The sequence below is a fragment of the Teredinibacter franksiae genome, from assembly GCF_014218805.1.
Classification (GTDB): Bacteria; Pseudomonadota; Gammaproteobacteria; order Pseudomonadales; family Cellvibrionaceae; genus Teredinibacter; species Teredinibacter franksiae.
Genome location: NZ_JACJUV010000001.1, coordinates 366,328 through 391,194, shown reverse-complemented (window position 1 = coordinate 391,194; position 24,867 = coordinate 366,328). Strand labels below are relative to the sequence as shown.

General features: G+C 48.0%; 23 protein-coding genes. 14 read left to right on the top strand and 9 right to left on the bottom strand.

Going from position 1 to position 24,867, the window contains the following annotated elements; genetic code table 11:
* Positions 1–17 precede the first annotated feature (17 nt).
* A complete protein-coding gene (locus tag H5336_RS01655; RefSeq protein WP_185230798.1) occupies positions 18–764 on the bottom strand; it encodes a polyamine aminopropyltransferase in 747 nt (248 codons plus the stop codon).
* A 281-nt stretch (positions 765–1,045) separates the two neighbouring features.
* Between H5336_RS01655 and H5336_RS01650 the strand changes: the two genes are divergently transcribed.
* From H5336_RS01650 to H5336_RS01630, 5 genes are read left to right on the top strand one after another with little or no spacing between them, the layout of a single operon-like run.
* Entirely contained in the window at positions 1,046–1,807 is a 762-nt protein-coding gene (locus H5336_RS01650) for an outer membrane lipoprotein-sorting protein (protein WP_313555748.1), read from the top strand.
* A gap of 7 nt (positions 1,808–1,814) precedes the next feature.
* Complete coding sequence (locus H5336_RS01645) at positions 1,815–3,047, top strand: ABC transporter permease (RefSeq protein ID WP_185230796.1); 1,233 nt, start codon at positions 1,815–1,817, stop codon at positions 3,045–3,047.
* Positions 3,048–3,050: 3 nt separating this feature from the next.
* Entirely contained in the window at positions 3,051–4,286 is a 1,236-nt protein-coding gene (locus tag H5336_RS01640) for an ABC transporter permease (RefSeq protein ID WP_185230794.1), read from the top strand.
* A gap of 12 nt (positions 4,287–4,298) precedes the next feature.
* Complete coding sequence (locus H5336_RS01635; protein WP_185230792.1) at positions 4,299–4,991, top strand: ABC transporter ATP-binding protein; 693 nt, start codon at positions 4,299–4,301, stop codon at positions 4,989–4,991.
* A gap of 5 nt (positions 4,992–4,996) precedes the next feature.
* Positions 4,997–6,241, top strand: a complete 1,245-nt coding sequence (locus tag H5336_RS01630) for a hypothetical protein (RefSeq protein WP_185230790.1) — start codon at positions 4,997–4,999, stop codon at positions 6,239–6,241.
* 58 nt (positions 6,242–6,299) lie between these two features.
* Here H5336_RS01630 and H5336_RS01625 read toward each other — a convergent pair whose 3' ends face one another.
* Both H5336_RS01625 and H5336_RS01620 read right to left on the bottom strand, forming a co-directional pair.
* Entirely contained in the window at positions 6,300–6,989 is a 690-nt protein-coding gene (locus H5336_RS01625; protein ID WP_246438996.1) for a J domain-containing protein, read from the bottom strand.
* A gap of 64 nt (positions 6,990–7,053) precedes the next feature.
* Positions 7,054–8,580 carry a Ppx/GppA phosphatase family protein gene (locus H5336_RS01620; RefSeq protein ID WP_313555741.1) on the bottom strand — a complete coding sequence of 509 codons (1,527 nt, stop codon included), beginning with the start codon at positions 8,578–8,580 and terminating at the stop codon, positions 7,054–7,056.
* Positions 8,581–8,621: 41 nt separating this feature from the next.
* Here H5336_RS01620 and H5336_RS01615 point away from each other — a divergent pair, with 41 nt between their 5' ends.
* Together H5336_RS01615 and msrA are read left to right on the top strand one after the other, a co-directional pair.
* Positions 8,622–9,272, top strand: coding sequence for a class I SAM-dependent methyltransferase (locus H5336_RS01615; protein ID WP_313555739.1), 651 nt, complete (start codon positions 8,622–8,624; stop codon positions 9,270–9,272).
* A 23-nt stretch (positions 9,273–9,295) separates the two neighbouring features.
* Positions 9,296–9,949 carry a peptide-methionine (S)-S-oxide reductase MsrA gene (msrA, locus tag H5336_RS01610; RefSeq protein WP_313555735.1) on the top strand — a complete coding sequence of 218 codons (654 nt, stop codon included), beginning with the start codon at positions 9,296–9,298 and terminating at the stop codon, positions 9,947–9,949.
* Between the two features lie 12 nt (positions 9,950–9,961).
* Here the strand turns inward: msrA and H5336_RS01605 are convergent, their stop codons facing one another.
* From H5336_RS01605 to speA, 4 genes are read right to left on the bottom strand one after another with little or no spacing between them, the layout of a single operon-like run.
* A complete protein-coding gene (locus H5336_RS01605) occupies positions 9,962–10,642 on the bottom strand; it encodes a GGDEF domain-containing protein (RefSeq protein ID WP_185230786.1) in 681 nt (226 codons plus the stop codon).
* Positions 10,643–10,665: 23 nt separating this feature from the next.
* Complete coding sequence (gene nspC, locus H5336_RS01600) at positions 10,666–11,856, bottom strand: carboxynorspermidine decarboxylase (protein WP_185230784.1); 1,191 nt, start codon at positions 11,854–11,856, stop codon at positions 10,666–10,668.
* Positions 11,856–13,055, bottom strand: coding sequence for a saccharopine dehydrogenase family protein (locus H5336_RS01595; RefSeq protein ID WP_185230782.1), 1,200 nt, complete (start codon positions 13,053–13,055; stop codon positions 11,856–11,858). The genes nspC and H5336_RS01595 overlap by 1 nt, the downstream gene beginning before the upstream one ends.
* A gap of 23 nt (positions 13,056–13,078) precedes the next feature.
* Positions 13,079–14,998: a biosynthetic arginine decarboxylase gene (gene speA / locus H5336_RS01590; RefSeq protein ID WP_185230780.1), complete on the bottom strand. Its 1,920-nt coding sequence runs from the start codon at positions 14,996–14,998 to the stop codon at positions 13,079–13,081.
* A gap of 361 nt (positions 14,999–15,359) precedes the next feature.
* Between speA and H5336_RS23305 the strand changes: the two genes are divergently transcribed.
* On the top strand, positions 15,360–15,485 hold the full coding sequence (locus H5336_RS23305; protein ID WP_281385326.1) for a hypothetical protein: 126 nt from the start codon (positions 15,360–15,362) through the stop codon (positions 15,483–15,485).
* A 33-nt stretch (positions 15,486–15,518) separates the two neighbouring features.
* Here the strand turns inward: H5336_RS23305 and H5336_RS01585 are convergent, their stop codons facing one another.
* On the bottom strand, positions 15,519–15,833 hold the full coding sequence (locus H5336_RS01585; protein WP_185230778.1) for an HPF/RaiA family ribosome-associated protein: 315 nt from the start codon (positions 15,831–15,833) through the stop codon (positions 15,519–15,521).
* A gap of 358 nt (positions 15,834–16,191) precedes the next feature.
* Between H5336_RS01585 and H5336_RS01580 the strand changes: the two genes are divergently transcribed.
* The 3 genes from H5336_RS01580 (at position 16,192) to H5336_RS01570 (ending at position 18,642) form a co-directional block, all read left to right on the top strand.
* Positions 16,192–17,196 carry a TIGR01777 family oxidoreductase gene (locus tag H5336_RS01580; RefSeq protein ID WP_185230776.1) on the top strand — a complete coding sequence of 335 codons (1,005 nt, stop codon included), beginning with the start codon at positions 16,192–16,194 and terminating at the stop codon, positions 17,194–17,196.
* A 218-nt stretch (positions 17,197–17,414) separates the two neighbouring features.
* A complete protein-coding gene (locus H5336_RS01575) occupies positions 17,415–17,924 on the top strand; it encodes an Hsp20 family protein (RefSeq protein ID WP_185230774.1) in 510 nt (169 codons plus the stop codon).
* Between the two features lie 166 nt (positions 17,925–18,090).
* On the top strand, positions 18,091–18,642 hold the full coding sequence (locus tag H5336_RS01570; RefSeq protein ID WP_313555725.1) for a class I SAM-dependent methyltransferase: 552 nt from the start codon (positions 18,091–18,093) through the stop codon (positions 18,640–18,642).
* Positions 18,643–18,651: 9 nt separating this feature from the next.
* Here the strand turns inward: H5336_RS01570 and H5336_RS01565 are convergent, their stop codons facing one another.
* The gene (locus tag H5336_RS01565) at positions 18,652–19,650 is read right to left on the bottom strand and encodes a GlxA family transcriptional regulator (protein WP_185230770.1); all 999 of its coding nucleotides are present in this window, start codon (positions 19,648–19,650) and stop codon (positions 18,652–18,654) included.
* Positions 19,651–19,792: 142 nt separating this feature from the next.
* Here H5336_RS01565 and H5336_RS01560 point away from each other — a divergent pair, with 142 nt between their 5' ends.
* The 3 genes from H5336_RS01560 to fadB all read left to right on the top strand — a co-directional run bounded on the left by H5336_RS01560 (position 19,793) and on the right by fadB (position 24,865).
* Positions 19,793–21,646: a beta-ketoacyl synthase gene (locus H5336_RS01560; protein WP_185230768.1), complete on the top strand. Its 1,854-nt coding sequence runs from the start codon at positions 19,793–19,795 to the stop codon at positions 21,644–21,646.
* A gap of 11 nt (positions 21,647–21,657) precedes the next feature.
* Positions 21,658–22,269 (top strand): helix-turn-helix domain-containing protein, encoded by a 612-nt coding sequence (locus tag H5336_RS01555; protein ID WP_185230766.1) that lies wholly within the window; start codon positions 21,658–21,660, stop codon positions 22,267–22,269.
* Between the two features lie 439 nt (positions 22,270–22,708).
* Positions 22,709–24,865, top strand: coding sequence for a fatty acid oxidation complex subunit alpha FadB (gene fadB / locus H5336_RS01550; RefSeq protein ID WP_185230764.1), 2,157 nt, complete (start codon positions 22,709–22,711; stop codon positions 24,863–24,865).
* Positions 24,866–24,867 lie beyond the last annotated feature (2 nt).

Below are 24,867 nucleotides of genomic sequence, written 5' to 3'. Positions count from 1 at the left end.
TCTCCGATTATTTAGGCTTATTCAGCGGTCGCCTCGCTAGATTTTACGCAAACATAAATACTGTTGGTCGCTTCTTTATTTTGAAAAGGATTGTAGAACGAGACAATATGGGCATCAACCTTATTGAACACGGTGCGCAATAGTGTAGAAAATGATTCGCTAGGTAAATCTTGAGACCACATGGCAAATACACCGCTCGGCTTCAACTGCGCTGCCATACGCGCTAAGTTGTTTGTGTTGTAGAAGTCTGCATTACTTTTATTGAGGTAGGCGGTAGGCGAGTGGTCAATATCGAGGAGTATCGCGTCGAGCAAGTCGGTTGGTTGTACAGGATATAAGCCGGTTGCCGTTACATCCGCCGTGGCGCGGGCAAAAAAATCGCCGAGGATAAACTGGCAGCGCGGGTCGGCATTGAGGGGCGCCCCTAAAGGGACTTTTTCGTCACGATGCCATTGAATAACCGTTTCCAGTGCATCAATGACCCATAGGTTTTTTAAGCGCGTTTCTTTTAGTGCGGCAACGGCGGTGTATCCCAAACCCAGCCCGCCAACGACAACTTGCAGGTTCTCACCTGTGGTGGCCGCAAGCCCTAAGTCTGCCAGCGCTATTTCAGCGTCTACGAACATGCTCGACATTAAAAATTCTTCGCCCAGCCGTACCTCGTAGATGGGTTCTTGCCCCAGGGCAGGAATGATGCGTTTACGAAGTGATATTTCACCTAGGTGTGAGGGCTGGCTGTCGATTTCTTCAAGCATGAGAGGCATAGCGGATTTCTGTTAGGTGAGTGGCGGTCTAGTTTACCATTTTTATTCAGCAGAGCCCTTGATAAGTGTGAACCCGGTGTTGCCACGCATTTGTACCGGGGCCTAGGTGGATTGCATTCTTTACATTATGGCGCTTCACATCCTTCTGTGGTGTATACAAGGATATACTCATTTCTTATTTCACAAATCAGTCGGTTGTTTATAAAACAAACGTGGCCAGCGGGCGCAGCCTGTACCATGTGATACCATGACGGAAACCAACCCTACAGGGAACTTGAAACGTGGTGATTCGCGCAATTGTTAGCTTGTTTTGCATTTTTCTGACAACTTCTGCGGTAGCGGAAGAACCTTCCTCCGGGGTAGATGCTAAAGCGCTTATACGTGAAGCCATGGAGTTATGGCGGGGCACATCTTCTATTGCCGAAATGAGTATGACCATTAAACGTGAGAGTTGGCAGAGGACGATGTCAATGAAGGCCTGGACGAAGGGCGACAAACATTCATTGGTTCGTGTAACGGCGCCAAAAAAAGACGCGGGAAATGGCACCTTGTTAATCGACAATGCCATGTGGAGTTATACCCCGAAAATTAATCGTGTCATCAAAATCCCCTCGTCAATGATGAATCAGCGCTGGATGGGTAGTGATTTCACCAATAAAGATATCAGTAAATCTACCGATGTACTGGACCAATATAACCATACACTTTTGGAAACTCGACAGGCACAGGGTCACAAGCTGTACCTGATTGAAGCTGTACCCCATGAGGACGCGGCCGTGGTATGGGGTAAAGAGTTATATTTAATTCGCGATGACTTTGTCATGATCGAACAGCAGTTTTGGGATCAAGACGGGGTATTAGTGAAAACCATGAAAACCCTCGAAGTCGCGGAAATGGGGGGGCGCCCGGTGGCCAAAATTATGCGTATGGCCGAGGTTGAGTCACCACAAGAGTGGACCGAAATGGTGACCCACAGCATTGGTTTCGATACGCCATTAAGCGACAACACTTTTACTTTATCCAACTTACGCAACCCCCGGTAGTTTACCTATGGCGGGCAATATTAGTGTACGACTTGCATGGAGAAACCTGTGGCGGCATAGCCGTCGAACTTGGTTGACGCTGGGGGCTATGGTGTTTTCCAATGTTTTACTGGTGTTTATGATTGCCTTGCAACAGGGCAGTTATAGCATGATGATCGATAATAGCTTGCGCGCATTTTCCGGCCATATTCAAATACAGGCAGAGGGCTATTTCGATGAGCAGAAAATGCGCATGGTGGTGCCAAACATTTCCTCATTAGCGGCCAGTGTACGTGAAACACTCACGGCTGAAACGGTTGCCGCTCGCGCTATAGGCTTTGCCATGGCCGCCAGTGAAGAGCGCTCTTTTGGTATTCAAATTACCGGCGTTGAACCTGCCTTTGAACCGCTCGTATCGACTATTCCCGGCCTAGTCAGTGAAGGCGTGTATTTAAAAGACACAATGGCTTCCGAAATTGTCATTGGTAAGGTACTTGCCCGAAATTTAAAGATAGAAGTGGGAGATGAGCTTACTTTATTGGGTGGCGGTTTTGATGGTTCTATTGCAGCGGCCATTGTAACGGTAGTGGGTATCTTTGAAACCGGCATGGTTGATTTGGATCGCGGCGTTGCACAAATTCCCCTGCAAACATTTCAAGACGTTTTTACTATGAATGGCGCTGGCCACAGAATCGTTATAGGGGCGCCTGATTTGGACACTGTTCCTACGTGGCAGGCGCAATTGTCGGCTGTTGTGGCTAATACTAATTTACGGGTGCTCGATTGGGATAAGCTCAATCCAGGGCTCCAGCAGGCGATTAAGGCCGACATGTCCAGTGCATCGTTTATGTACTTTGTGTTGGTCGTACTGGTGGCCTTTAGTGTACTTAATACACAACTGATGTCTGTGTTAGAACGGACACGAGAATTTGGCATTATGATGGCATTAGGCCTAAAGCCGGGTCGGTTAAGTGCGCTCATTCTCAGTGAAACCAGCATGCTCGCTTTTATGGGGTTGGTGATGGGCGTGGCTCTGGGGTTTTGTGTAACCTTGTATTTAAGTATTGAAGGGTTCACATACCCTGGAATGGAGGAGATGGCTGGGCGCTTTAATTTGCCTAGTAAAATGTACCCTACGATTAGCTGGCTTTCGATGTTGTTGGGCCCCAGTTTTGTATTTTTAGGGTCGCTACTGGCAGCAATATACCCCGCGCTACGCATCCATAAGCTGCAGCCTGTCGCTGCTATGAGGTCGGTGTAAGTTATGAAATCATCGGTTATTTTTACCTTGGCTTGGCGTAACCTTTGGCGGAACTATCGGCGCACCCTTATCATGTTAATGGCCATTGTGATTGGCGTTTGGGCGATGATATTCATGACCGCCATGATGCGCGGTATGGTCGACGACATGATAGAAAGTGGCATACGCAATTTGCCTGGCCATGTACAAATACACCACCCGCTATTTCGTGACGATCCTAATATTGTTAATTCAATTGTCGAGCCTGAAAAAAGCTTGCAACAGCAACTCGAAAACCCTGTGGTAAAAAGTTGGGCGTCACGGTTGAAGGTGCCCGGTATAATTTCCAGTGAGCGGGATGTGCGTGGTGTCTCGATTTTGGGGGTAAACCCTGACGCTGAAGCGCGCATTGCCTTCGCGACCAGTCAAATGAGCGAAGGGCGTTGGTTGGAGAACGAAAATGATAAAGGTATTGTCATTGGCGCAAAATTGGCGGAAAAGTTAGAAACCCGCTTAGGTAAGCGCATTGTATTAATGAGCCAAGACATCAATAACGAAATTGGTGAACGTGGCTTCCGCATAGTGGGTATTTATCGCTCTAGCGATGTTGGGTTTTTGGAAGAAAGAAACGTGTACGTGGGTTTGGCAAGGGTTCAAACCATGTTGCAGGCCGAGAATATGGTTTCGGAGGTTATCCTCAACGGAGAGGATTATCGCAATACTCAGCCTTTATTAACCCTGTTGGCTACAACGGAATTTAGCCAGCAATCGGTAGAAATTTTGCCTTGGAATTTAGCTGACAGTTACCTTGGCACCATGATGAGCGTGATGGATGGTTTTGTTATTGTATGGGTTGTAATTATATTTTTGGCACTGTCCTTTGGTTTGGTGAATACGTTGGTTATGGCCGTTTTTGAGCGTGTTCGCGAAATCGGGCTTATGCAGGCTTTAGGTATGAGGCCCACTATGATTTTGGTGCAGATAGTTTGTGAAGCGCTGTTCTTGCTTATGCTCGGGCTTATCGCGGGAAACCTTCTAGCGTTGGCTACTATTTTGCCTTTTCAAAGCGGTATTGATATTTCTTCTGTGGCCGAAGGCATGGAGATGTTTGGTGCAAACAGCGTGTTGTACCCGGCGTTGAAACTGAAAGATGTAGTGCTTGCAAATGTAATTGTAATAGTACTCGGTATAGCCGCTAGTATTTTACCCGCCTGGCGTGCAGCCAGCCTTGACCCCATTGTTGCGCTTTATAAAAATTAGGATACATATTTCATGACGGCCATTGCCTGTAAAGATCTCTGTAAAACCTTCCATCAAGGAGATGCGGTTATAACCGGTTTGGACCATGTTTCCATTAATATCGAATCGGGAGAGTTTGTCTGTCTGTCTGGCCCTTCTGGTTCAGGCAAGACTACTCTGCTGAACGCTATGGGAGGGCTGGATACTCCCGATAGCGGTGTAGTGATTGTTGGTGAAAAACGTATTGATACGTTAAAAAAAGTCGATCTTGCCGAGATGCGGTTGCAAAATATTGGTTTCGTTTTTCAGGCTTACAACCTTATTCCCGTTTTATCTGCTGCCGAAAACATTGAGTTTGTTATGCAGGTTCAAGGTGTTAGTAAAAACCTGCGGGCGCAACGAGTGGAGGAAACCTTGGCAGAGGTTGGTTTGGGCGGGCTAGGGGACCGCTTGCCGTCGCAACTTTCGGGTGGCCAGCAACAGCGGGTAGCTGTTGCCCGCGCCATTGCCAGCAACCCTAAGCTGGTGCTCGCAGACGAGCCAACGGCAAATTTAGATTCGAAAACAGCGGATCAGCTTATGGAGCTGTTTTCTATCTTAAATCAAAGCCGTAAAGTTACATTTGTTATCGCCACCCACGACCAGCGTGTTATGGCTCATTGTAAACGCCTAGTGCGAATGGAAGATGGCAAAATTGTGTCTGATGTCAATCAGCAGGCGGTATAACGACTATGCGTCTGGCTGGGGTTTTATTATTCTTGCTGATGGCAACGGCTGCATGGTCTCAAAGCGGGAGTTGGAGCGGACATGTTAAAGCTCAACCAGCGTTAACGACGTTCAGTGATAACAGCGTCTATAACAGCTTCACCGAATCACCCCTGTTGGATCGCAATGCAGGCCTGAGGTTGAATACTGATTACGCGTATAACGCCTGGCATCTAGAGTTGAATTATCAGCTCTACGGTCTTGCCGGGGATTCACTTGCCCTTGCGCAGTTGTCACAAGCATTGCTACCAGGGCAATCTATTATTCCCAGCGATGACCACCGATTGTGGAATTTGTCGGCCGATATTGAAACCAACGAGCGGCGTTATATCGGCCATCGGTTAGATAGGCTCTCGTTTACCTATACGGGTGAAAAATCCGTTGTTCGGGTTGGCCGCCAAGCGATTAGCTGGGGAAATGGGTTTATTTTCAACCCTATGGACATTGTTAATCCGTTCGACCCAACCACAGTCGATACGGAATATAAAACCGGCGATGATATGGTCTACGCTCAATACCTGCTGGATTCCGGTGCAGACACGCAGTTTGTGGCCGTTCCCCGCAGAAACCGAGCAGGTGATGTTGATGAATCGGTATCGTCTGTTGCCGGGAAGTACCACAGCTTTATTGGTTCTCATGAAATCGATGTATTAGTGGCTCAACATTACAATGATACCGTAGTGGCATTAGGTGGGGTCTGGTCTTTGGGTGGTGCTATTGCGCGTGCGGATATTGTAACCGCGGACAGTGCTGGTCATCAAATTACCAGCGCTGTGGCAAACCTTTCTTACTCGTGGTTGTGGTGGCAACGGAATATAAGCGGAACATTAGAGTACTACCGTAACGGTGCGGGTATCGCAAGCGGTGATTATTCAGCGGCTAACTTAGCGCAACAACCAGAGTTGTTGGAGCGCCTTTATCGTGGCGAGGTCTATAATTTGGCCCGCGATTATTTGGGTGCATCAGTCACAATCGAAATGCACCCGCTATGGTTGTTAACGCCGAATCTTTTTTACAACCTGAATGATTATTCTGCTATGACTCAAATAGTTTCTTCTCATGATCTCGCGGAGAGCTGGCAACTGTTTGTTGCCTTACAAATTCCGGTGGGAGGACGGGGGACAGAATTTGGCGGTATTGAGAGTGGGGTAGAGGGGTTATATTTGGAATTGGGGAAATCGATTAATGCGCAATTGGCTTGGTATTTTTAGTGGTTTGGTGTTTTTAGTGGAACGGTGGGGGCAAAAGTGTAGTTAACATTTCTGTTACCTAGCCAATATGTTTCAGTACAACTTCTTTCGCAATATTAACCCTAGAAGCCAAGTAATCATTTCCACCGCGATCAGGGTGAATTTTTTGCATAAGGCGCCGATGCGCTTGTATGACTATTTTTTTATCCAAATCTTTTATATTTGTACCTGCTGAAAAGCCCAAAACCTGTAATGCTTCATCTAAAGATGGGTCGCTTACGGAGCTGTAGTCGTTTTGGCTTTTATGCTGTGAGTTGGTATCAGCGTTCCCGCTAGCGGTTCTACTGGAAAACTGCCGCAGCATTCGAATCAGATACCAAGATCTTCGATCATTTTTTTGATAGTGGCTTTCTAGCTCGGCAAGCTGTTCGTCATTCAGTGATTCGATGGCTGTGCCTTTATAGGGGCCATCAATTACTTCACCGCTCACCCGATTATTTTTTAGGTCGAGCTGTATTTTTAGAAAAGGCGTGTTGAATACAGGGTTGCCAAAGGCTTTTTTGCCAAAGAGTTTGAATAAAGGAAAAAAACGAACGACAGAGCGCAATCCAAATTTGGCAAACCCGGCTACCGTTGCCAGTACGCCCCCCAGCCAATGCATTCGTCCGGTAATAACGGCCAATAACACGATACCGATTAGACTAAAAGCCACTATTTTCACCACCCACTGTTTTCTTTCGGTGGCGGGCAGCCGGCGATACTTATGCATCAGCACAAATATTATGCTGAGTAGGGCGAGAGCGAATAGAAGGCGCATAAACATGGGTTAGCGATTATTCAAAATTCAGTTGCAGTTCTATTTTTCGTAGTAACTGTATTTCTTGTTCCAAGCCGGCCCTTGTAAGTGGGTGGTTGTCTAGCCATTTGGGGTCTAGCTTGAGTTTATAACCATTACCCTGGCGCTCCAGTGAAGGCAGTATGTGCCCGAGTTCGCGACGCCGGTGGAGCAGAGTAGCGAGCCTTAAGCATACCAGCAGCGGCAGGAAGGCGGTAATGGCGTCATCGTCCATGTCTATAAATCGGCGTGCGGCGACTTTTTTACGGTGAAAGCGCACGAGATTGGCTAGTACGGTTTGTTCGTAGCGGCCAAAGCCGGCTAAGTCTGAGTGCCGTAAAATATAGTAACCGTGCATATTGTAACCGGTATGGGAAATGCTCAGGCCAATTTCGTGTAATTTTGCTGCCCAATCTAAAATTTTGGTGCGTGAGATACCGCTGAGTTCTGTTTCGTCGTCAATTTGCCGCCATAAATAGAGTGCGGTGCTACTGACGGTGTCGGCTTGCCGGGTATCGATGCGGTAGCGCTCTTGCAGGCCTGCGACGGTTTCTACTCGGCTGTCGTGGTTACTAAAGCGACCAATATTGTCGTAGATTAGACCTTCTTTCAGCGTGGCATCGGCGATGTGAATTTTATCCAGTTGCAATTGATCGAAAATAGCCTGCAATATTGTCAGCCCAGCAGGCAATATTTCACGACGTAATTTTGGAATTCCAGAGGCCACGAGTGAGCCTTTGCTGATGGCTTTTTTTACAAAATCGTCGAGATCACTACGGTTGATAACCGCTGCTCCACTTTCACCGCCTAAAAGCTCAGCAATAGCGCGCATACTGCCCGAAGTGCCGTAAGCAATCTGCCAGCCTTCTTCTAGGTAGCGTTTACGGATTTGCTCAAGTTTGCCGCAGGCGCTTAGGTAGGCGCGGTACATGGCGGAGCCAGAAAGGGTTTCGTGATTTAAACCAAAATTTTCGGTGTAGGTCACGGAGCCTAAACTCAGGCTTTCTAGGCAATGAGTATTGTATGACTGACCAATTATAAATTCGGTACTTCCACCACCAATATCGATAACAAGCCGTTTAGCTTCATCGTCTACAACGGTGTGCGAGAGCCCGGTATAAACGAGGCGGGCTTCTTCATAGCCGGAAATGGTTTGTATGTGTATTCCGAGCGCTGATTCAGCGGCCTTTATAAACGATTTGGAGTTGCGGGCGGCGCGCAGTGCTTTGGTGCCAACCGCCCGCACTTGCGCGCTAGGAATTTCGCGCAAGCGTTCAGCGAAGCGGTGGAGGCACTCTAGTGCGCGTTGTTGAACCTCTTCGTCGAGCTCTCCATTACGGCGTAATCCGCGCGCGAGCTGTACCATCTCTTTTTCTCTGTCGATGATTTCAATACGCGAATCGGTGAAGCGAACAATCAACATATGAAAGCTGTTAGAGCCAAGATCGATTGCAGCGAAATAAGGAGATTTAAAATGCGGCATAAGAGACGTAGAGCACTGGGAAATAATGGGTGACTTTGACACAATGTAGCTCTTTTTCCAACACATGATGGAGAATTGATTTAGTGTCGAAATCTGAACGAAAAGCGTACGGCCTGCGCATACTGAATAATAGCCATAAAGATATTAAACGTCTGGTTAAAGCCGCTGGTACGCCTAATATTCACGGTAATAAATTTTGGAAATCCAGCTTGCTATTAATGGATTACCTAGAGGCGTTTCCCCCCCAAATCATTCGGGTTGAAAATAAGCGGAAAAAACGACCGATTAGAGTGCTGGAAATTGGTTGTGGTTGGGGGCTGGCGGGAATTTATTGCGCCAAGACTTTTGCTGCTAAAGTAACCGGGCTGGATGCTGACGATACGGTATTCCCCTATATGGTGCACCATGCTGACGTTAATGGGGTAGAAGTGCAGACTTGGCAGTGCCGATACGAAAAAATTCGCAAGGTCGATTTGCAACAATTCGACATTATGATTGCGGCTGATATTTGCTTCTGGGACGAGATGGTTAATCCGCTCTATAAGTTGGTGCGCAGAGCTAAGCAAGCTGGAGGTGTGCGTGTAGTGATTGCAGACCCCGGGCGCCCTACCTTTAGTGAAATGGGTGAACGCTGTGTTGCTAAACTAGGGGCATACTTGGAGCCTTGGTCTACGCCTCATCCCCATAATACCTCGGGTTGGGTGCTGGACCTGGACCCCAATCAAATAGATTAACGGCTTTACGGTAGGAGATAGCGGTGGACCTGTACGAAAAACTCAATCAACGCATGGCCGATAAACTTCAAATTCCTTCGTCGGAAGATTGCTTGCCTGGTCATGATCAGCCGCTGATTACGGCAGAATCCCATTTTGTCTCCGGTGCGCCTTTAGCGCCCCCATTTCCACAAGGGTATCAGCGCATTGTGCTAGCGTTGGGTTGCTTTTGGGGAGCAGAACGGAAATTTTGGCAGCTCGAGGGCGTCTATACCACGGCTGTGGGTTACGCTGGCGGGGGTACTCGTAACCCGAACTATGATGAGGTGTGTAGCGGGCAAACGGGTCACACCGAAGTTGTGCTGGTTGTTTTCAATCCCGAAGTTCTGGCTCTGGAGCAAGTGCTGGCCTGCTTTTGGGAGTCTCACAATCCTACCCAAGGCATGCGGCAGGGCAATGATGTGGGTACTCAGTATCGATCGGCTATTTATTTTTCTGACGATCAGCATGAGGCTGTTGTTCGTGCTTCCTTAGCGCAATATCAGGCTGCGCTCGTCGATGGTGGCTTTGGCACTATCACGACGGAGATTGCGCCGGCTAAGGCGTTTTATTATGCTGAAGAGTATCATCAGCAGTATTTAGCGAAGAACCCTAATGGCTACTGTGGCTTGGGTGGAACGGGAGTTAAGTGTGTTTAGTTTGTTTTTTTGTCATTCCTGTAAATCATTTAAAGCATTTTTTTCAGCGGCGCTTACCATCTGTTTGGTAACCCGCTTACCCGCGCCAAACTGCACACGATTGCGCCCGTTCTTTTTTGCTTCGTAGAGCCAGTGGTCGACACTGGCAACAAATTTTTCCGGGGTAAACTCTCTGCCTGTTAGCAACGTGTCAACGCCAAAGCTTGCGGTAAGTGGAATACTTTTTTCTTCCCAGCTTAAGGGATTGTTCGCGATCATAGTGCGCAAACGCTCGGCTACTTGAACGGCAACCAAAAGCGGTGTGGAGGGTAATAAAATAGCAAACTCTTCTCCGCCGTAGCGGCAGGGTACGTCCAGCTTTCTGAGTGAGTTTTGCAGTATTAGGGCAATGTGTTTTAGCGCGGCATCACCGGCAACGTGGCCCCAAGTGTCGTTAATTTTTTTGAAAAAATCCAAATCGACCAACACTAGCGTAGTGGGTTGGCCGGTGCGCTGGGTTCTCTCGATTTCCTGTCGCAGTGAAATTTGGAAGTGACGATTATTGTACAGCCCTGTTAGCGCATCGGTGTGCGCGTCTTTTTGGAGTTGGGCGACACTATTGCGTAGCTCAAGAAGCTCAGCATAGTAGGGGCACTCCATGCCTTGTGGGCAATCCAGTTGTTCTACGGCTGGCGGGGTGTCGTTGTTACTCATTATTAGAGGTGCCCTTAAGGTCTTTAGGATAATCGCTGCTTAAAATCCTGATATCCAAATTCTTTGATTATTTTCATTGCTTGGCTCTGGCTGTTCCACAACACGATAGCGGGTAGGTTAATACCGTTAAAAGTTGAGTTTTTCACCATGGTGTAGATTGCCATATCTTCAAACATAAGTCTCTGCCCTACCTGAAGAGGGCTATCAAAACTGTAGTCGCCAATAATGTCTCCAGCAAGACAGCTAGGCCCACCGAGCCGGTAGGTGTGAGGCTTTTCATTAGGCGCACCGGAGCCGGTTAGGCGCGGGCGATAGGGCATTTCGAGCACATCAGGCATATGGCAGGTTGCGGAGACATCTACAATGGCTAGGTCCATGGTGTTGTGTAGGGTGTCCAGTACTTCTGTCACCAGCACGCCGGCATCTAGGGCAATAGCTTCCCCAGGCTCCAGATAGACTTGTACAGTGTATTTTTGTTGAAATGCAGTAATGCGCTCAATCAAGCCCTGAAGGTCATAGCCTTCACGGGTAATGTGGTGACCACCACCAAAGTTAACCCATTCTAGTTTGTGCAGCGTTTCGCCAAAGTTTTTTTCAACGGCATCCAGCGTTCTTGCGAGAGGCGCAAACTCCTGCTCACACAGTGTATGAAAGTGCAGCCCACTGATGCCGTTTATATTCAGTTGTTGAAAATCTTCTAGGCGAATACCCATGCGAGAGCAGGGTGCGCAGGGGTCGTAAAGTGGCGTGTCGCTCTCCGAGTGTTCTGGGTTAATACGCACACCAAATTGAATCTTTGTGTTAGAGGTGTTCTGGTAGGCCAGTGCTCGATCCCGATAGTTATGCCATTGATTGACGGAATTAAAAATCAGATGATCGGAAACGTTTAGTAGTGCGTTAAATTCGTGGGGGCGTATAGCGGCAACGTAGGTGTGTACCTCGCCTTTAAACTCTTCTTTTCCGAGTGTTGCTTCGTTCAATCCGCTTGCCGCTACGCCCTGCAGGTATTTCATTACCAGTGGAGCAATCGAAAACATTGAAAAGGCTTTAAGGGCGAGTAGTATTTTTGCCCCACTGGCCTGTTGAACCTGTTCAAGAATTTTCAGGTTAGCTTCGATTTTTGCTTCATCGATAACGTAGCAAGGCGAGGGCAGTGCGCTTAGGGCCAGTGAGCTAAATGGCTCACTGGCAATGGTTGGTTGATGAACGGTCATTAACGGGTCAGCCCAGTCTCGTCGAGTTCAACTACCGTCCATGGCAGGCCGTATTTGTTTAGATCTTCCATAAAGGGATCGGGGTTGAATTGTTCCATATTCCATACGCCGTCGGCTTTCCATTTGCCCTCGAGTATCATTTTGGCGCCAATCATGGCGGGCACACCGGTTGTATAGGAAATTGCCTGTGACTGCACCTCTTCATAGCACTTTTCGTGGTCGCAAATGTTGTAAATATAAACGATTTTTTCTTTGCCGTTTTTAATGCCTTTGGCAACGCAGCCAATACAGGTGCGGCCTTTAGTTAAGGGCCCAAGGCTGGAGGGGTCGGGCAATACGGCTTTGAGGAATTGCAGCGGTACTATTTTCGCCCCGTTATATTCCACCGGCTCGATTCCTGTCATACCTACGTTTTGTAGAACTTCGAGGTGATTCAGGTAGTTTTGGGAAAAAGTCATCCAAAAGCGCGCGCGTTTTATTTCCGGGAAATGTTTTGTTAGAGATTCCAATTCTTCGTGGTACATCAAATAAATATCTTTAGCACCAATGCCTTCTGGGAAATCGTAACTATCTTTTACCGAAAGCGGATCGGTTTCTTTCCATCCACCGTTTTGCCAGAATCGGCCTTTTGCCGTCACTTCACGGATATTGATTTCCGGGTTGAAGTTGGTGGCGAAGGGCATGCCATGATCGCCGGCATTACAGTCGATAATGTCCAGTTCGTGAATTTCATCGAGGTAGTGTTTGCGAATGTAAGCGGTGTAAACGTTTGTTACCCCGGGGTCAAAACCGCTGCCCAGTAGTGCCATCATATTTTTCGCAACGAATTTTTCTTGGTAAGCCCACTGCCATTTATATTCAAATTTGGCTTCATTGGGTGGTTCGTAGTTGGCGGTATCCATGTAGTCTACGCCCACGTTAAGGCAGGCATCCATTATGGGTAAGTCCTGATAGGGCAGCGCAACGTTTATGACTAAATCCGGTTTTTCAGCTTCCAGCAACGCCGTCATTTCTTCTACGTTGTCGGCATCTACTTGCGCAGTGCGAATGGGACGCGACAGTTGTGCGGCTATAGCCTTACACTTTTCTTCATTGCGGCTGGCGAGAATGATTTCGTTGAATACTTCCGGTAGTTGCGCGCACTTGTGAGTAACAACCCCACCTACGCCACCGGCACCCACAATAATGACTTTACTCATGATTTGCGTTCCTAAAAATAGACTTAATCTTTTTCGTAGTAAGTGTAGCCCTGCATACTTTCGGAAAAGGCTTTCATAATGGATTGACGCTCTAGTGCGCTAATACGACCCTCTCGAACCGAGCGTTCAGCAATTTTACGAAATCGCTCGCGCAGCAGCTGAGGTTGGTATTCCACGTAGCTAAGAACGTCGGCGATGCTGTCGCCTTCAATTTCATCGGCGAACTCATAGGTGCCGTCGTTGTGAAAGCGTACGCTCACGACATTGGTATCACCAAAGAGGTTGTGTAAATCGCCTAGTGTTTCCTGGTAGGCACCCACTAGAAACACGCCAATGAAATATTCCTCGCCTTCAATAATAGGGTGTAACGGTAGTGTGGTTTTGGTGTTACGCATATTGGTGAAGCGGTCTATACGGCCATCGCAATCACAGGTGATATCGGCGATGATGGCTTCTCGCGTTGGTTGCTCCTGCAGCCGATGGATAGGGGCAATCGGGAAAATCTGGTCGATGGCCCACACATCTGGCAGCGACTGGAACAAACTGAAATTGCCGTAGTATATATCGGAGAGTTGTTCCTTCAGCTTGTCGAATTCTTGCAGGGGCCGAGGAGCTTTTTCCGATATTTTTAAAACCTCCTGCATAATCAGCAGGAAAAGGTTTTCTGCTAAGGAGCGCGAGCGTAGCCCTACATGGCCACGCTTGAATAGTTCCCTAACTTCATCTCGGTAGAAAAGTGCATCGTTGTAGCACTCCTGCATATTTTTTTCTGTTAGCCCATCAAATGTTTCCTTCAGACTTTGGATAAGCTGATGTTCGTCATCGGGGATAGTTTTGGGGATTGAGCCGGGCGTAAAGGTGGCGACATCGAGGATGTTGAATATCAGTACCGATGAATAAGCAATGGTGGCGCGGCCGGATTCCGTGATGATGGTAGGGTGGGCAATTTTATTTGGGTCGAGGGTGGTTATTACTACATCGATGATATCGGCACAATATTCGTCGAGCGTGTAGTTTTTTGAGTGGATGTAGTTGGTTTTACTGCCATCGTAATCGACAGCCAAACCGCCGCCGAGGTCGAGGTAGCGCATATTGGCTCCCTCGCGGACCAAATCCATGTATACCTGGCAGGCTTCAACGACACCGCTACGAATATCGCGAATATTGGGTATTTGCGAGCCTAGGTGGTAATGCAGCAGCTGCAGGCAGTCGAGCATACCTTCATCGCGAAGGGAGTCAATCATCTCAACAAGTTGAGCAATTGAAAGGCCAAATATACTGCGGTCGCCACTGGTGGCATTCCAATGGCCACCTACAACGGAGGCCAGCTTTACCCTTACGCCGATTAAAGGTTTGATGTTGAGGGCGCGGCTGCGCTCCAGAATAATGGGTAATTCGCTTGGGGTTTCGATCACAAAGAAGCAGCTATAGCCCATTTTTCGGGCATTTAGCCCCAAGTCGATAAATTCCTGATCTTTATAACCGTTGCAGATAATGTGCGCATCAGGGGACTCAATATGGGCAAGCGCTATGATCAGCTCAGCTTTGGAGCCGGCTTCCAGTCCATGGCCATAGCGGGCGCCAGCTTGTGCTATCTCTTCAATAACATGACATTGCTGGTTAACCTTAATTGGAAAGACGCCGCGATAGTCACCCTGATAGCCCGCTGACTCAATTGCATTGCGAAAGGCGTTATTAAGGCGGCTGATCTGCTGGTCGAGTAGGTCCTCAAATCGAATTAGAACCGGGGCATCCAGCCCTCTTTCCTTGATATCGTTGACAATATTTAGCAGGGGAGCGTTAACGGGGGTATCGGCATTGGTTGTGGTAACACTGAGCAGGCCTTGTTGATCGACACCAAAATAGCCCGCCCCCCAGTCATTTACGCCGTAGAGTTCTGCGGAATCGTTAGCTGTCCAGCTTCTGTTAATGATTTTGTTCAAGTAGCTTAGGTCTCTGATAGGGGTGTAATAGAGCGGTTGTATGGCCTCATCTACCAGGTAGGTGGGCTGTCTAGCTGTTGGCGGTTAGATGATTCATGGCGACCCATAAGGTTGCCCCACACTGAAGCGCGCGAATTTTAGCTCGATTTTTTCAGCGATGCACCACTATTGTTATCGAGATTTGGCGTTTCAAGTCGCATCGGCTTCGGGGGCAGCGCTTGAATATGGTCACAGCGGTTAGCCGCAGTATATTGGTGAGGAGACGAATACGCGTGAATCGGCAGTTTGATGCGTGATAACCGGCTGACGTGGAGTGAAGGGCAATCGAGAGCACCGTCAGCCGTTGTGGCAATGCACTTGAATGCAAGTGGATCGATTGGTTGCCTTGGGTGATTCTGGCGTTACTTACCAGGTTGTGGCTGGAGAGGCGCAGGCGAGTGATCCGCTGCTCAACCTGACACCTACTTTTATGGAGGTGCCAGATTGACCCTAGGACATCATAGGTTAATTTTCGGGCATATTATCGGGCCGCCTTGCGTCGGTTTGCTTCTTCTTTTAGCTTTCTTTCACAGGTAGCAAACGCATCGCGCACGGCGATATGGGGGGACGGATCATCGTGACTAACCGTTATAGGCGAACCTTTAATGCCAAGCTCAATAGAAGCCCTGAACATCTTGCCCTTATGCTTGTGATTGTGCGGGGAGTTAAGTGTGACCCGGCTGTGGAGAATGGAATCTGAAAAACGATAGAGTTTTTCGACTTTTTTGTGGATGGTGCTATTTAATGCTGTGGATGGTTCGAGATCGCGGTAAACAACGTCAGCATTGAACTTCATAGGCGTACCTCCATCAGTACCATTGATGAATTTCGAATATTTAAACGGTGGGCCCACAAACTAATCATGGCGTTTTAAAGGAATAATTCAAGTATTTTTTAAGAATATTCCTGTTCTCTTTTATGCGTTTTTAGTAATAATAAGTAGTGCCCATTTCAAGCTGGGGGGTTTTCCTCAGAATAGGCGTATACTCTTTGATATAAATGTACAGCTATTTGCCCGATTCGTTCATTGTTCAATGGCCGTGCAGCTAGGTTCAGGCGGCGTGAAGATGGTATAAAATACGCAAATCTAACCTAGAAAAACAACAAAACAACAAAACAACAAAACAACAAAATGGAAACAAGGAAATCTGCCTATGACATCTACGGTGGTATTTGTTAATGGTGGAACAGGTTTTATTGGGCGTGCACTATGCTCGGCTTTTTTAAAGCTGTCGTGTAATAGAGATTCGGTTGGTCATACAAAACAGCCAGGGTCTGAAGGTGATACGCTTGGTAATGAATCTCTCCACGTTGCTGACCCAGAAAGACAACACGCCTATCAGCTGTATGTTCAAACGCGTATGCCCAGCCATCACCGGCATCGCGCCATTACCTTTGTTTCCTCCTATGAGGATTTGCCGGACGATGTGATTCCCGATGTTATTGTGAACCTTGCTGGCGCACCTATTGCTGAAAAAAGATGGAGTGAAGGTAGAAAAAAAACGCTGCTTGATAGCCGTATTCGCCTAACTGAAAGTTTATTTCGTGCGATTAAAGCAAAAAATCATCGCCCCAGTGTGTTATTAAATGCATCGGCTATTGGTTATTATGGATTTACTACACAGCAGGCCTGCTTGGAAAGCGGTGCTCTCGGTGAAGGCTTTGCTGCGGAGCTTTGTAGCCAGTGGGAAACGGCTGCGAAACTGTTTTCAGAGCTGGGTACACGGGTTTGCCTGTTTCGTATTGGTGTTGTGCTTGGCCCTGGCGGCGGTGCTCTAGGTAAGCTGCTGCCGGTATTTCGTATGGCGCTTGGTGGCCCCATAGCAACGGGTGAGCAGTGGTTTTCCTGGGTTCATATTTGTGACTTGGTACACCTTATGATTGAGGCCGTACATAATTCGGAATACCACGGCGCCATAAATGCTACCGCCCCCAACCCGGTTCCTCAGGCGATATTTGCGCAAGCACTGGGTAAAGCGTTAAAGCGCCCGGCTAAATTGCACACACCTGGATTCATTCTGAAATTAATTTATGGCCAAATGGCGGAGGAATTGCTTATTGGCGGACAGAAGGTTGTGCCAGCAAAGGCGAGCAATCTGGGGTTTGAATTCGAATACGATAATATTGACGCTGCGCTGGCGGATATCACCCAGGTGTAATTTTTTTATTTTTCTCCTTGAAACCTCAAAACCGATCCTCATATTGATATAAGGCTTGCTGCACTCAGCAGAAGCTTGATACCGATTTGGTTTAGTTCTAACTGTAGTTCTAGTGCGCAATGCCTAACGGGTTGCACATCAAACCAAAACGGGTACCCCATGGCTCGATTAAAGAAATGAGCCACTTAATAATATTGCTCAAATATGAGGATATACACATGCGTAATTTTGATTTTTCTCCCCTTTACCGTTCTGCAATTGGTTTCGATCGTATGGCTAATCTTCTGGATACAATCTCCAGAACCGAGCAGAGCCAACCAAGTTACCCACCATACAATATTGAACTGACGGGTGAAGACCAGTACCGAATTTCGATGGCCGTAGCTGGATTCGATGAGTCCGAATTAAATATTGAAACCAAACAGAATAGTTTGGTGGTTACGGGTAATAACGGTGTAAAAGGCACAGAAAGTAGGCACTTTTTACACCAGGGAATTGCTGCCAGAAACTTTGAACGACGCTTCCAGATGGCAGATTACGTGAAAGTTGTTAGTGCATCTTTGCAAAATGGTTTGTTGCATGTAGATCTTGTTCGTGAAGTGCCAGATGCCATGAAGCCGCGTACCATCGAGATCTCCGGAGGCAAGTCGTCGAATCACCTTCACAATGAAAAACCTGCTGATACAGCAGTGGCTATCGATACTGCGGCAAAGAGTCGCGTAGCCTAAATCACACTGTTACAAGAGGGGCCGATAATCGGCCTCTCTCTACCTTTCATTTAAGTGCTTACTTTTATTAATGCCTTGCCCACTTTGTTTCGGCGAACATATAGATTCTTTTTTTCGTGATAAAAAGCGTGAATATTTTCGCTGTGTGAGGTGCGCATTGGTTTTCGTGCCTGCTGCCTTTCATTTGCAGAGTAATGACGAGAAATGTGAGTACGACAAGCACACTAACTCTCCTGATAATAAAGACTATATAGAATTTTTGGGGCGGCTAGTGTACCCGTTGGCAAAATTGTTATCGGAAGGCGCGCAAGGCTTGGATTTCGGTTGTGGCCCCGGTCCTGCGGTGGCTACGATGTTGGCTAAGTTTGGTGTGCTGGTTGAAAATTACGATCAATTTTATACCGACAATAAGTGTTTTATCGGCAAGCACTACGATTTTGTTATTGCTACAGAGGTCGTAGAGCACTTTCGAGAACCTCAAGCTGAGTATGCGCGTATTTGGCACTGCTTAAAGCCCGGTGGTACGCTGGGGTTGATGACCAAACTGGTAATCGATTGCGATAGGTTTGCTCGATGGCACTATAAAAATGACCCAACGCACATAAGCTTTCATTCGATGGATACGCTCAACTATTTAGCTGCTCTTTGGGGAGCTGAGTTCACCGTATTAGCGGCCGATGCTTTTTTGTTTCGGAAGCCGCTGGCGTCGCTGGGCTAATGTTCTGGTCTAGCCTTCTGGCCTAAAGAGTTTAGCCCGGACGGTTGTTCGATACTGGCTAGGCGTAACCGAGAACTTCTGCTTAAACAGCTTGGTAAAATAAGCACCATCCTGATAGCCCACCCGATACATCGATTCGTTTACCGAAAGGTTAGTGTTCTTCAATAGGTCAGTTGCTGTGTTTAGGCGAATATCCTGCAAATAATGCAGTGGTGTAGTGCCAGTGGCTGCCTTAAATCGACGATTAAATGTGCGTGTACTCATGCCGAATTGCTCAGCGAGTTCGCTTAGGCGTACTTCAATACTGTAGTTTAATTGAAGCCAAAGCTGTGTTTGCACAATATCTTCATCGGGGTGAGCGCTGTTGGATTCCAGAAATGCATGGGAAGAATCATACGCTCGGCGAATCTCATGGAAAAAGTGTCGCTCAACATGGCTGGCAATGGTGTCATTAAAATAGCGGCGAATAAATTGCACCGTTAAATCGGCCAGTGAATTGACGCTGCCGGTACAGTAGATGTTACCCGCCTGGGTAATAAAGTGATTTCTCTTCAACAATACGTTGGGGTATCGTTTTTGGAACTGGTCGAAATAATACCAATGGGTGGTAGCGGGCAAGCCTTCCAGCAGTCCGGCTTCCGCCAAAAACCAACAACTAGTACCTACGCCGGCCAATAAGCTTCCTTTTTGCGATTGGGATTTTAGCCAAGGGATAGCTTTGGAGTTTGTTCGTAACGTGGGTTCAGGGTTTCGCCAAAGTGCCGGCAAATAAATAATATCGGCTTGGGGTGCCTGCTGGATTGCGCAGTCCGCAGAGAGTTTTAGTCCGCTCTGAGTAGAGACGGCCTCACCATCCATTGAGGCAAACGTAATGCTGAAGGGCTTGTGTTGTTTCTTTTTGCAGCGCATAGCGCGGGCCTGTGTATTAGCCGCAACCAGTAACTCCGTTGGAAGTGTTGCGCTGGTTGCCAGCATTTTATCCAGCAGAAGAACGGTGACGTTAATCATTGAAAGGTCCCATTTGTCTGTGTGTGGCCAATATACCATGGTTTGTTGGCCGATTTGTCCGCGCGGCTACTGTCTGCAAGCAATACACTGTGTGCCAAATCAGGCACTTGGTTATTTTGGTTAAAGAGCATACGGGATCCATATGGCGAATTTTCTCCCTTTAATAGTTGGTTTTGGCGGTTATAACTCAGCGGGTCGTAGCTCGGGACACCAGGCCTATCGAAGAATGATTTTTGAGAGCTTGGGACAAGCTGAACGTCAGCACACTGTGGATTCTCTGGCGTACCTGATGGACAAGCCTGGAGCAGAAGAAAGTACCGTGCTTAATGGCACTCTTGTACGGCGTATTGAAAGCAATTTTTTTAATGTTGAAAACACTGCGATGGGTAAAAAGATTACCTTAGAAGCCCATCCCGAGGAACCTGCTCGCTTCATCATTGCAGGTAAAGACTTACCCTATCCATTGCCTGATCATTGGGCTGCTGAGCCGATGGATGAAAGTGGTAAGCGCTACCAGATCAGTATTGATAGTAACCAGACATTAACGTTGAGCTGTACCAGTAAAATGGCGGTGCAGGCGGCGGGGCAGTTGCCTAGTGGGTTCAGCCCAGGAAGCCATTATCGCTCCCAGCACCACCCTCGAGGCTTGCAGCTCGCCGTATTGGCGGCTAGTGATGCTGTGAAGTCCATGGGTATTGATTGGAAAGTGGTCGCCGACAGTGTTTCTCCGGACGCTATTGCCGTGTATAGCAGCAGTGTTATGAGCCAGCTTGATAGCACAGGGTTTGGCGGCATGATGCAAGCTCGCCAACTGGCGTCGCGGGTAACATCAAAACAGCTGGCAATGGGTCTGAATACCATGCCAGCCGATTTCATCAATGCTTATGTGCTAGGAAGTGTGGGGGCTACGGGTGGCGTTACCGGTGCTTGCGCTACTTTTTTGTATAACTTAAGGCAGGGCGTAGAGGATATTCGTTCTGGTCGCCGTAAGGTGGTATTGGTTGGGGCTAGTGAGGCGCCGATTATCCCCGAGGTTATGGACGGCTATGCGGCCATGAGTGCTTTGGCGACAGATGCTGACCTGCTCAAGCTTGATGGCTTGAATGCCTGCGATATGGCCAATCATCGCCGCGCAAGTCGGCCATTTGGTCAAAATTGTGGTTTTACTTTGGCGGAATCGTCGCAATTTGTGGTGTTAATGGCTGACGATTTGGCGATGGAACTGGGTGCGCAGGTATTTGGCGCGGTGCCGGGCGTCTACATCAATGCCGATGGTCACAAGAAATCGATTTCTGCACCCGGTGCCGGAAACTACATCACCATGGCCAAAGCGGTATCGCTTGCGCGAACGCTGATGGGTGAGGAGGCCGTACGGCAGCGCAGCTTTGTCCATGCCCACGGCTCCAGTACGCCTCATAACCGCGTAACGGAGGCGAAAATTTTTGATGAAATAGCCAAGACTTTCGGCATCGAATCATGGCCAGTTGCCGCGGTGAAAGCCTATTTGGGTCATTCATTGGGGCCCGCCAGTGGCGACCAGTTGATGGCCAGTTTGGGCTCGTTCGCACACGGTATTGTGCCCGGAATTAAAACCATTGAAGGCGTTGCTGATGATGTATATGCAAAACGTCTGCACATCTCAAATGTTGATAATAATCGTGGGGCTGCCGGTTGTGAAATTGCTTTTCTTAACTCCAAGGGTTTTGGCGGAAACAACGCTACGGCCACAGTGCTTTCGCCGAGTGTGGTGCATACCTACTTGGAGAAGCACTACGGCAAAAAGCAAATGGCGGTGTTCCAACAGTCTCAATCAGTGGCCGTAGAGAAGGCATCTTCTTATTTGCAGTCTGCCGATAAAGGCGAGCTCAATCCCATTTATGAATTTGGTACAGATCTTATTGATGAGTCACAAATAACGATCACGCCTGACGCGATTAGCTTGCCAGGCTATGCTCAGCCGATTACATTGGGTGACGATGAGGGTTATTCATTCTAGGAACTTGAACCATGTCAGACCAGGAAGTTGTAAATAGCAGGGAAGATGACAAGCGTTCTGGTGGTGAAAAAGAGAGCCTAGGCTGGGGCGCGCGTTTGCAGGCCCTAAGAAAACAGCAAGGCCTTTCTCAGCGTGAGCTGGCTCGTCGGGCTGAGGTCACCAACAGCACTCTGTCGATGATTGAGCAGGGCAAGGTGAGCCCTTCCATTAGTTCTCTTGAAAAAATTCTGGTAGCCATTCCGATGACGTTGCAAGAATTTTTTTCCGATAACCTCGAAATTGCGCCACCGGTTTTTCGTGAGGCAGACTTTGTTCGCGTGCAGAAAAATGGCACAGAAAATAGCATTATGCCGCTAACGGAAGCTCGCCGAGATGGTGTGTATATGTCGCGACAAATCTACAAACCTGGCGCTCATATTTCTTCGGAGTGGATGATTCGCAAAGGTTTTGTTGGTGGCATGGTTGTCGAGGGTACCCTCACTCTGCGTTTGGATGGCAACGAGTACCATCTAATGGCCGGTGACGGCTTTCACTTCTCGCTTCATCGTTCCCACAGCCTTGCTAACCATGCCCGCCAGGAGTGTGTGGTTATATCCGTCTCCTTTAGTGATAGACGATCTTGACGTGGTTTAGCTGCAAAGATTAAATAGCCGCCAATGTGAGGTTTGTGCCATCAGTGCCGCTACCGTCAGGGCCTATTTTGATCCATACTTTTAGGGGCGCATCTACTACAGCCCCGAAGGGCGCGACTTAGTAATCCTTATTGCTGCGCTGGCCTGCTTGGAAAGGCAACCAGCCAGCCTTCCGCTACGCAGTCCGCCTTACACTAAGACTTGCCAGTCCGCTTAGGGGCTAAAATTAATTATTAAAGGTGCCCTTAATTACCGTATCAGAGAGATGGTTTCGTGGTTGATTCCGACAGGCAACTTAGTCGAATTGAATAGTGCCACTACCGAGCCATTTCATTAGTGTACGATCTTCCATAAGGTGTGCGTAGCAAGCTGCTCAGGTTTGTTTGGTAGTTCCCTAATGTATTTCCGCCATTTTTAATAAGAGGTGAGCATGTTATTCAACGGTCAGGCTTTTCAGCTGCAAGAGCTGAAAGACGGGTTCGTCGAGTTGGTATTTGACCTTCAGGGCGATTCAGTTAACAAGTTTAACACTATGGCGCTGGATGAATTAGAGCAAGCCGTAGGCCATCTTGAGCGGCGCGCAGGTATTAGAGGCATGCTCCTGCGTAGTGGTAAAGAGGTGTTTATTGTTGGCGCAGACGTAAGCGAATTTGGTGGGGTTTTTTCGCAGGGCGCCAGTCAAATTGAACAATATGTAACTAAAACCAATGTGCTATTTAGCCGGATTGAAAATTTACCCTTCCCTACGGTGGCGGCCATAAATGGTTATTGCTTAGGCGGTGGAATGGAGCTTGCGCTTGCGTGCGATTTTCGCGTACTCAGCACTCAAGCCAAAATAGGGCTGCCCGAGACGAAGTTGGGGATTATTCCTGGCTGGGGCGGTACAGTCCGCTTGCCACGGTTGGCTGGCCTTGATGTTGCTGTTGAATGGATTGCATCGGGTAAAGAACAAAAAGCTCAAACCGCATTAATTGCGGGCGTGGCTGATGGTGTAGTTGAGCCGCAGCTATTAATTCAAGCAGCGCTAAAAGTGTTGCAGCAGGCGGTGCAAGGAAAGCTGCTCTTCGAGCCTCGGCGCCAACAGAAGAAGGCGCCTTTGCAGTTGAATGACACCGAGGCATTGCTTGCTTTTGAAAGTTCTAAAGCTTTTATTCGGGGGCAGGCAGGGCGGCACTACCCGGCGCCGGTTGCCGCGATTAAGGCGATGCAAGAAAGTGCGAAACTTTCTCGAGATGATGCTCTAAAAGTAGAAACCAAATATTTTACTGAGTTGGCTCAAACGGATGTTGCGCACAATTTAGTGGGTCTGTTTTTAAGTGATCAGTTGGTCGCCAAAAAAGCCAAAAACTTGGCTAAGGCCGCGACTAAAAAAGTGGAACGAGCAGCTGTTCTGGGTGCTGGCATTATGGGTGGCGGTATTGCTTATCAGTCTGCTTATAAAGGCACACCGATAAAAATGAAAGACATCGCCCAGGCAGGCCTCGATCTTGGGTTGGCTGAAGCGTCGAAATTACTCAACAAACAGGTTGTGCGGGGCCGTATTGATGCACAGCGTATGGCGGTTGTGTTAAACAATATTCACCCCTCTTTATCTTATGATAGTTTTGACGAAGTGGACGTAGTGGTTGAAGCTGTTGTCGAGAACCCAAAAATTAAACGTGCGGTTTTATCGGAAGCAGAAGCTCAAATACGTGACGATGCGATTTTGTGCTCCAACACCTCAACCATTTCCATTAGTCATTTGGCCCAGGCTTTAAAGCGACCAGAAAATTTCTGCGGTATGCATTTTTTCAATCCTGTGCACGCCATGCCGTTGGTGGAAGTCATACGCGGAGAAAAAACATCGGATCAAGCGGTTGCTCGAACGGTGGCTTATGCCAATGCGCTCGGGAAAAAAGCAATTGTAGTTAATGATTGCCCCGGCTTCCTTGTGAATCGTGTGCTATTTCCTTATTTCGCAGGTTTCGCCATGCTCCTGCGTGACGGCGCTGACTTTCAGCAGGTTGATAAGGTTATGGAGCGATGGGGCTGGCCAATGGGGCCGGCGTATTTGATGGATGTAGTAGGTATAGATACGGGTGTGCATGCCGAAGGGGTGATGGCCGAAGGTTTTCCTGACCGCATGGCTAAAACATTTAAAGCGGCATCGGACGTGCTATATGAGGCGGGTCGGCTAGGACAAAAAAACAGTAAAGGCTTCTATAACTATGAAACCGATAAAAAAGGTAAGCCTCAAAAAGTGGTGACTGACGAAAGCTATGCGCTGTTAAAACCACACGTGGCCGAAACGCGAGAGTTCAGCGACGAAGACATTATTGCGCGCATGATTGCGCCAATGGCAACCGAGCTTGCGCGCTGTTTGGAGGAGGGCGTTGTAGCCTCTGTTGAGGAAGCGGACATGGCACTTATTTATGGATTGGGCTTTCCTCCATTCCGGGGGGGGGTGTTTAAATGGTTGGATTCAATAGGTATGGCAAGTTTTAACGATCTGGCTCAGCCTCTGCAGCCCTTGGGAAAATTGTACGAGCTAACGTCAGGCATGAAACAGCACCTGGAAAATAAAACTACTTACTACTCGGCTGGGTGAGG

What these genes read in the sequence shown, in the direction of transcription:
- H5336_RS01655 (WP_185230798.1), bottom strand. Translation starts at nt 764, where the DNA reads ATGCCTCTCATGCTTGAAGAAATCGACAGCCAGCCCTCACACCTAGGT.
- H5336_RS01645 (WP_185230796.1), top strand. Translation starts at nt 1,815, where the DNA reads ATGGCGGGCAATATTAGTGTACGACTTGCATGGAGAAACCTGTGGCGG.
- H5336_RS01640 (WP_185230794.1), top strand. Translation starts at nt 3,051, where the DNA reads ATGAAATCATCGGTTATTTTTACCTTGGCTTGGCGTAACCTTTGGCGG.
- H5336_RS01635 (WP_185230792.1), top strand. Translation starts at nt 4,299, where the DNA reads ATGACGGCCATTGCCTGTAAAGATCTCTGTAAAACCTTCCATCAAGGA.
- H5336_RS01630 (WP_185230790.1), top strand. Translation starts at nt 4,997, where the DNA reads ATGCGTCTGGCTGGGGTTTTATTATTCTTGCTGATGGCAACGGCTGCA.
- H5336_RS01625 (WP_246438996.1), bottom strand. Translation starts at nt 6,989, where the DNA reads ATGCATAAGTATCGCCGGCTGCCCGCCACCGAAAGAAAACAGTGGGTG.
- H5336_RS01605 (WP_185230786.1), bottom strand. Translation starts at nt 10,642, where the DNA reads ATGAGTAACAACGACACCCCGCCAGCCGTAGAACAACTGGATTGCCCA.
- nspC (WP_185230784.1), bottom strand. Translation starts at nt 11,856, where the DNA reads ATGACCGTTCATCAACCAACCATTGCCAGTGAGCCATTTAGCTCACTG.
- H5336_RS01595 (WP_185230782.1), bottom strand. Translation starts at nt 13,055, where the DNA reads ATGAGTAAAGTCATTATTGTGGGTGCCGGTGGCGTAGGTGGGGTTGTT.
- H5336_RS23305 (WP_281385326.1), top strand. Translation starts at nt 15,360, where the DNA reads ATGCAAGTGGATCGATTGGTTGCCTTGGGTGATTCTGGCGTTACTTAC.
- H5336_RS01585 (WP_185230778.1), bottom strand. Translation starts at nt 15,833, where the DNA reads ATGAAGTTCAATGCTGACGTTGTTTACCGCGATCTCGAACCATCCACA.
- H5336_RS01580 (WP_185230776.1), top strand. Translation starts at nt 16,192, where the DNA reads ATGACATCTACGGTGGTATTTGTTAATGGTGGAACAGGTTTTATTGGG.
- H5336_RS01575 (WP_185230774.1), top strand. Translation starts at nt 17,415, where the DNA reads ATGCGTAATTTTGATTTTTCTCCCCTTTACCGTTCTGCAATTGGTTTC.
- H5336_RS01565 (WP_185230770.1), bottom strand. Translation starts at nt 19,650, where the DNA reads ATGATTAACGTCACCGTTCTTCTGCTGGATAAAATGCTGGCAACCAGC.
- H5336_RS01560 (WP_185230768.1), top strand. Translation starts at nt 19,793, where the DNA reads ATGGCGAATTTTCTCCCTTTAATAGTTGGTTTTGGCGGTTATAACTCA.
- H5336_RS01555 (WP_185230766.1), top strand. Translation starts at nt 21,658, where the DNA reads ATGTCAGACCAGGAAGTTGTAAATAGCAGGGAAGATGACAAGCGTTCT.
- fadB (WP_185230764.1), top strand. Translation starts at nt 22,709, where the DNA reads ATGTTATTCAACGGTCAGGCTTTTCAGCTGCAAGAGCTGAAAGACGGG.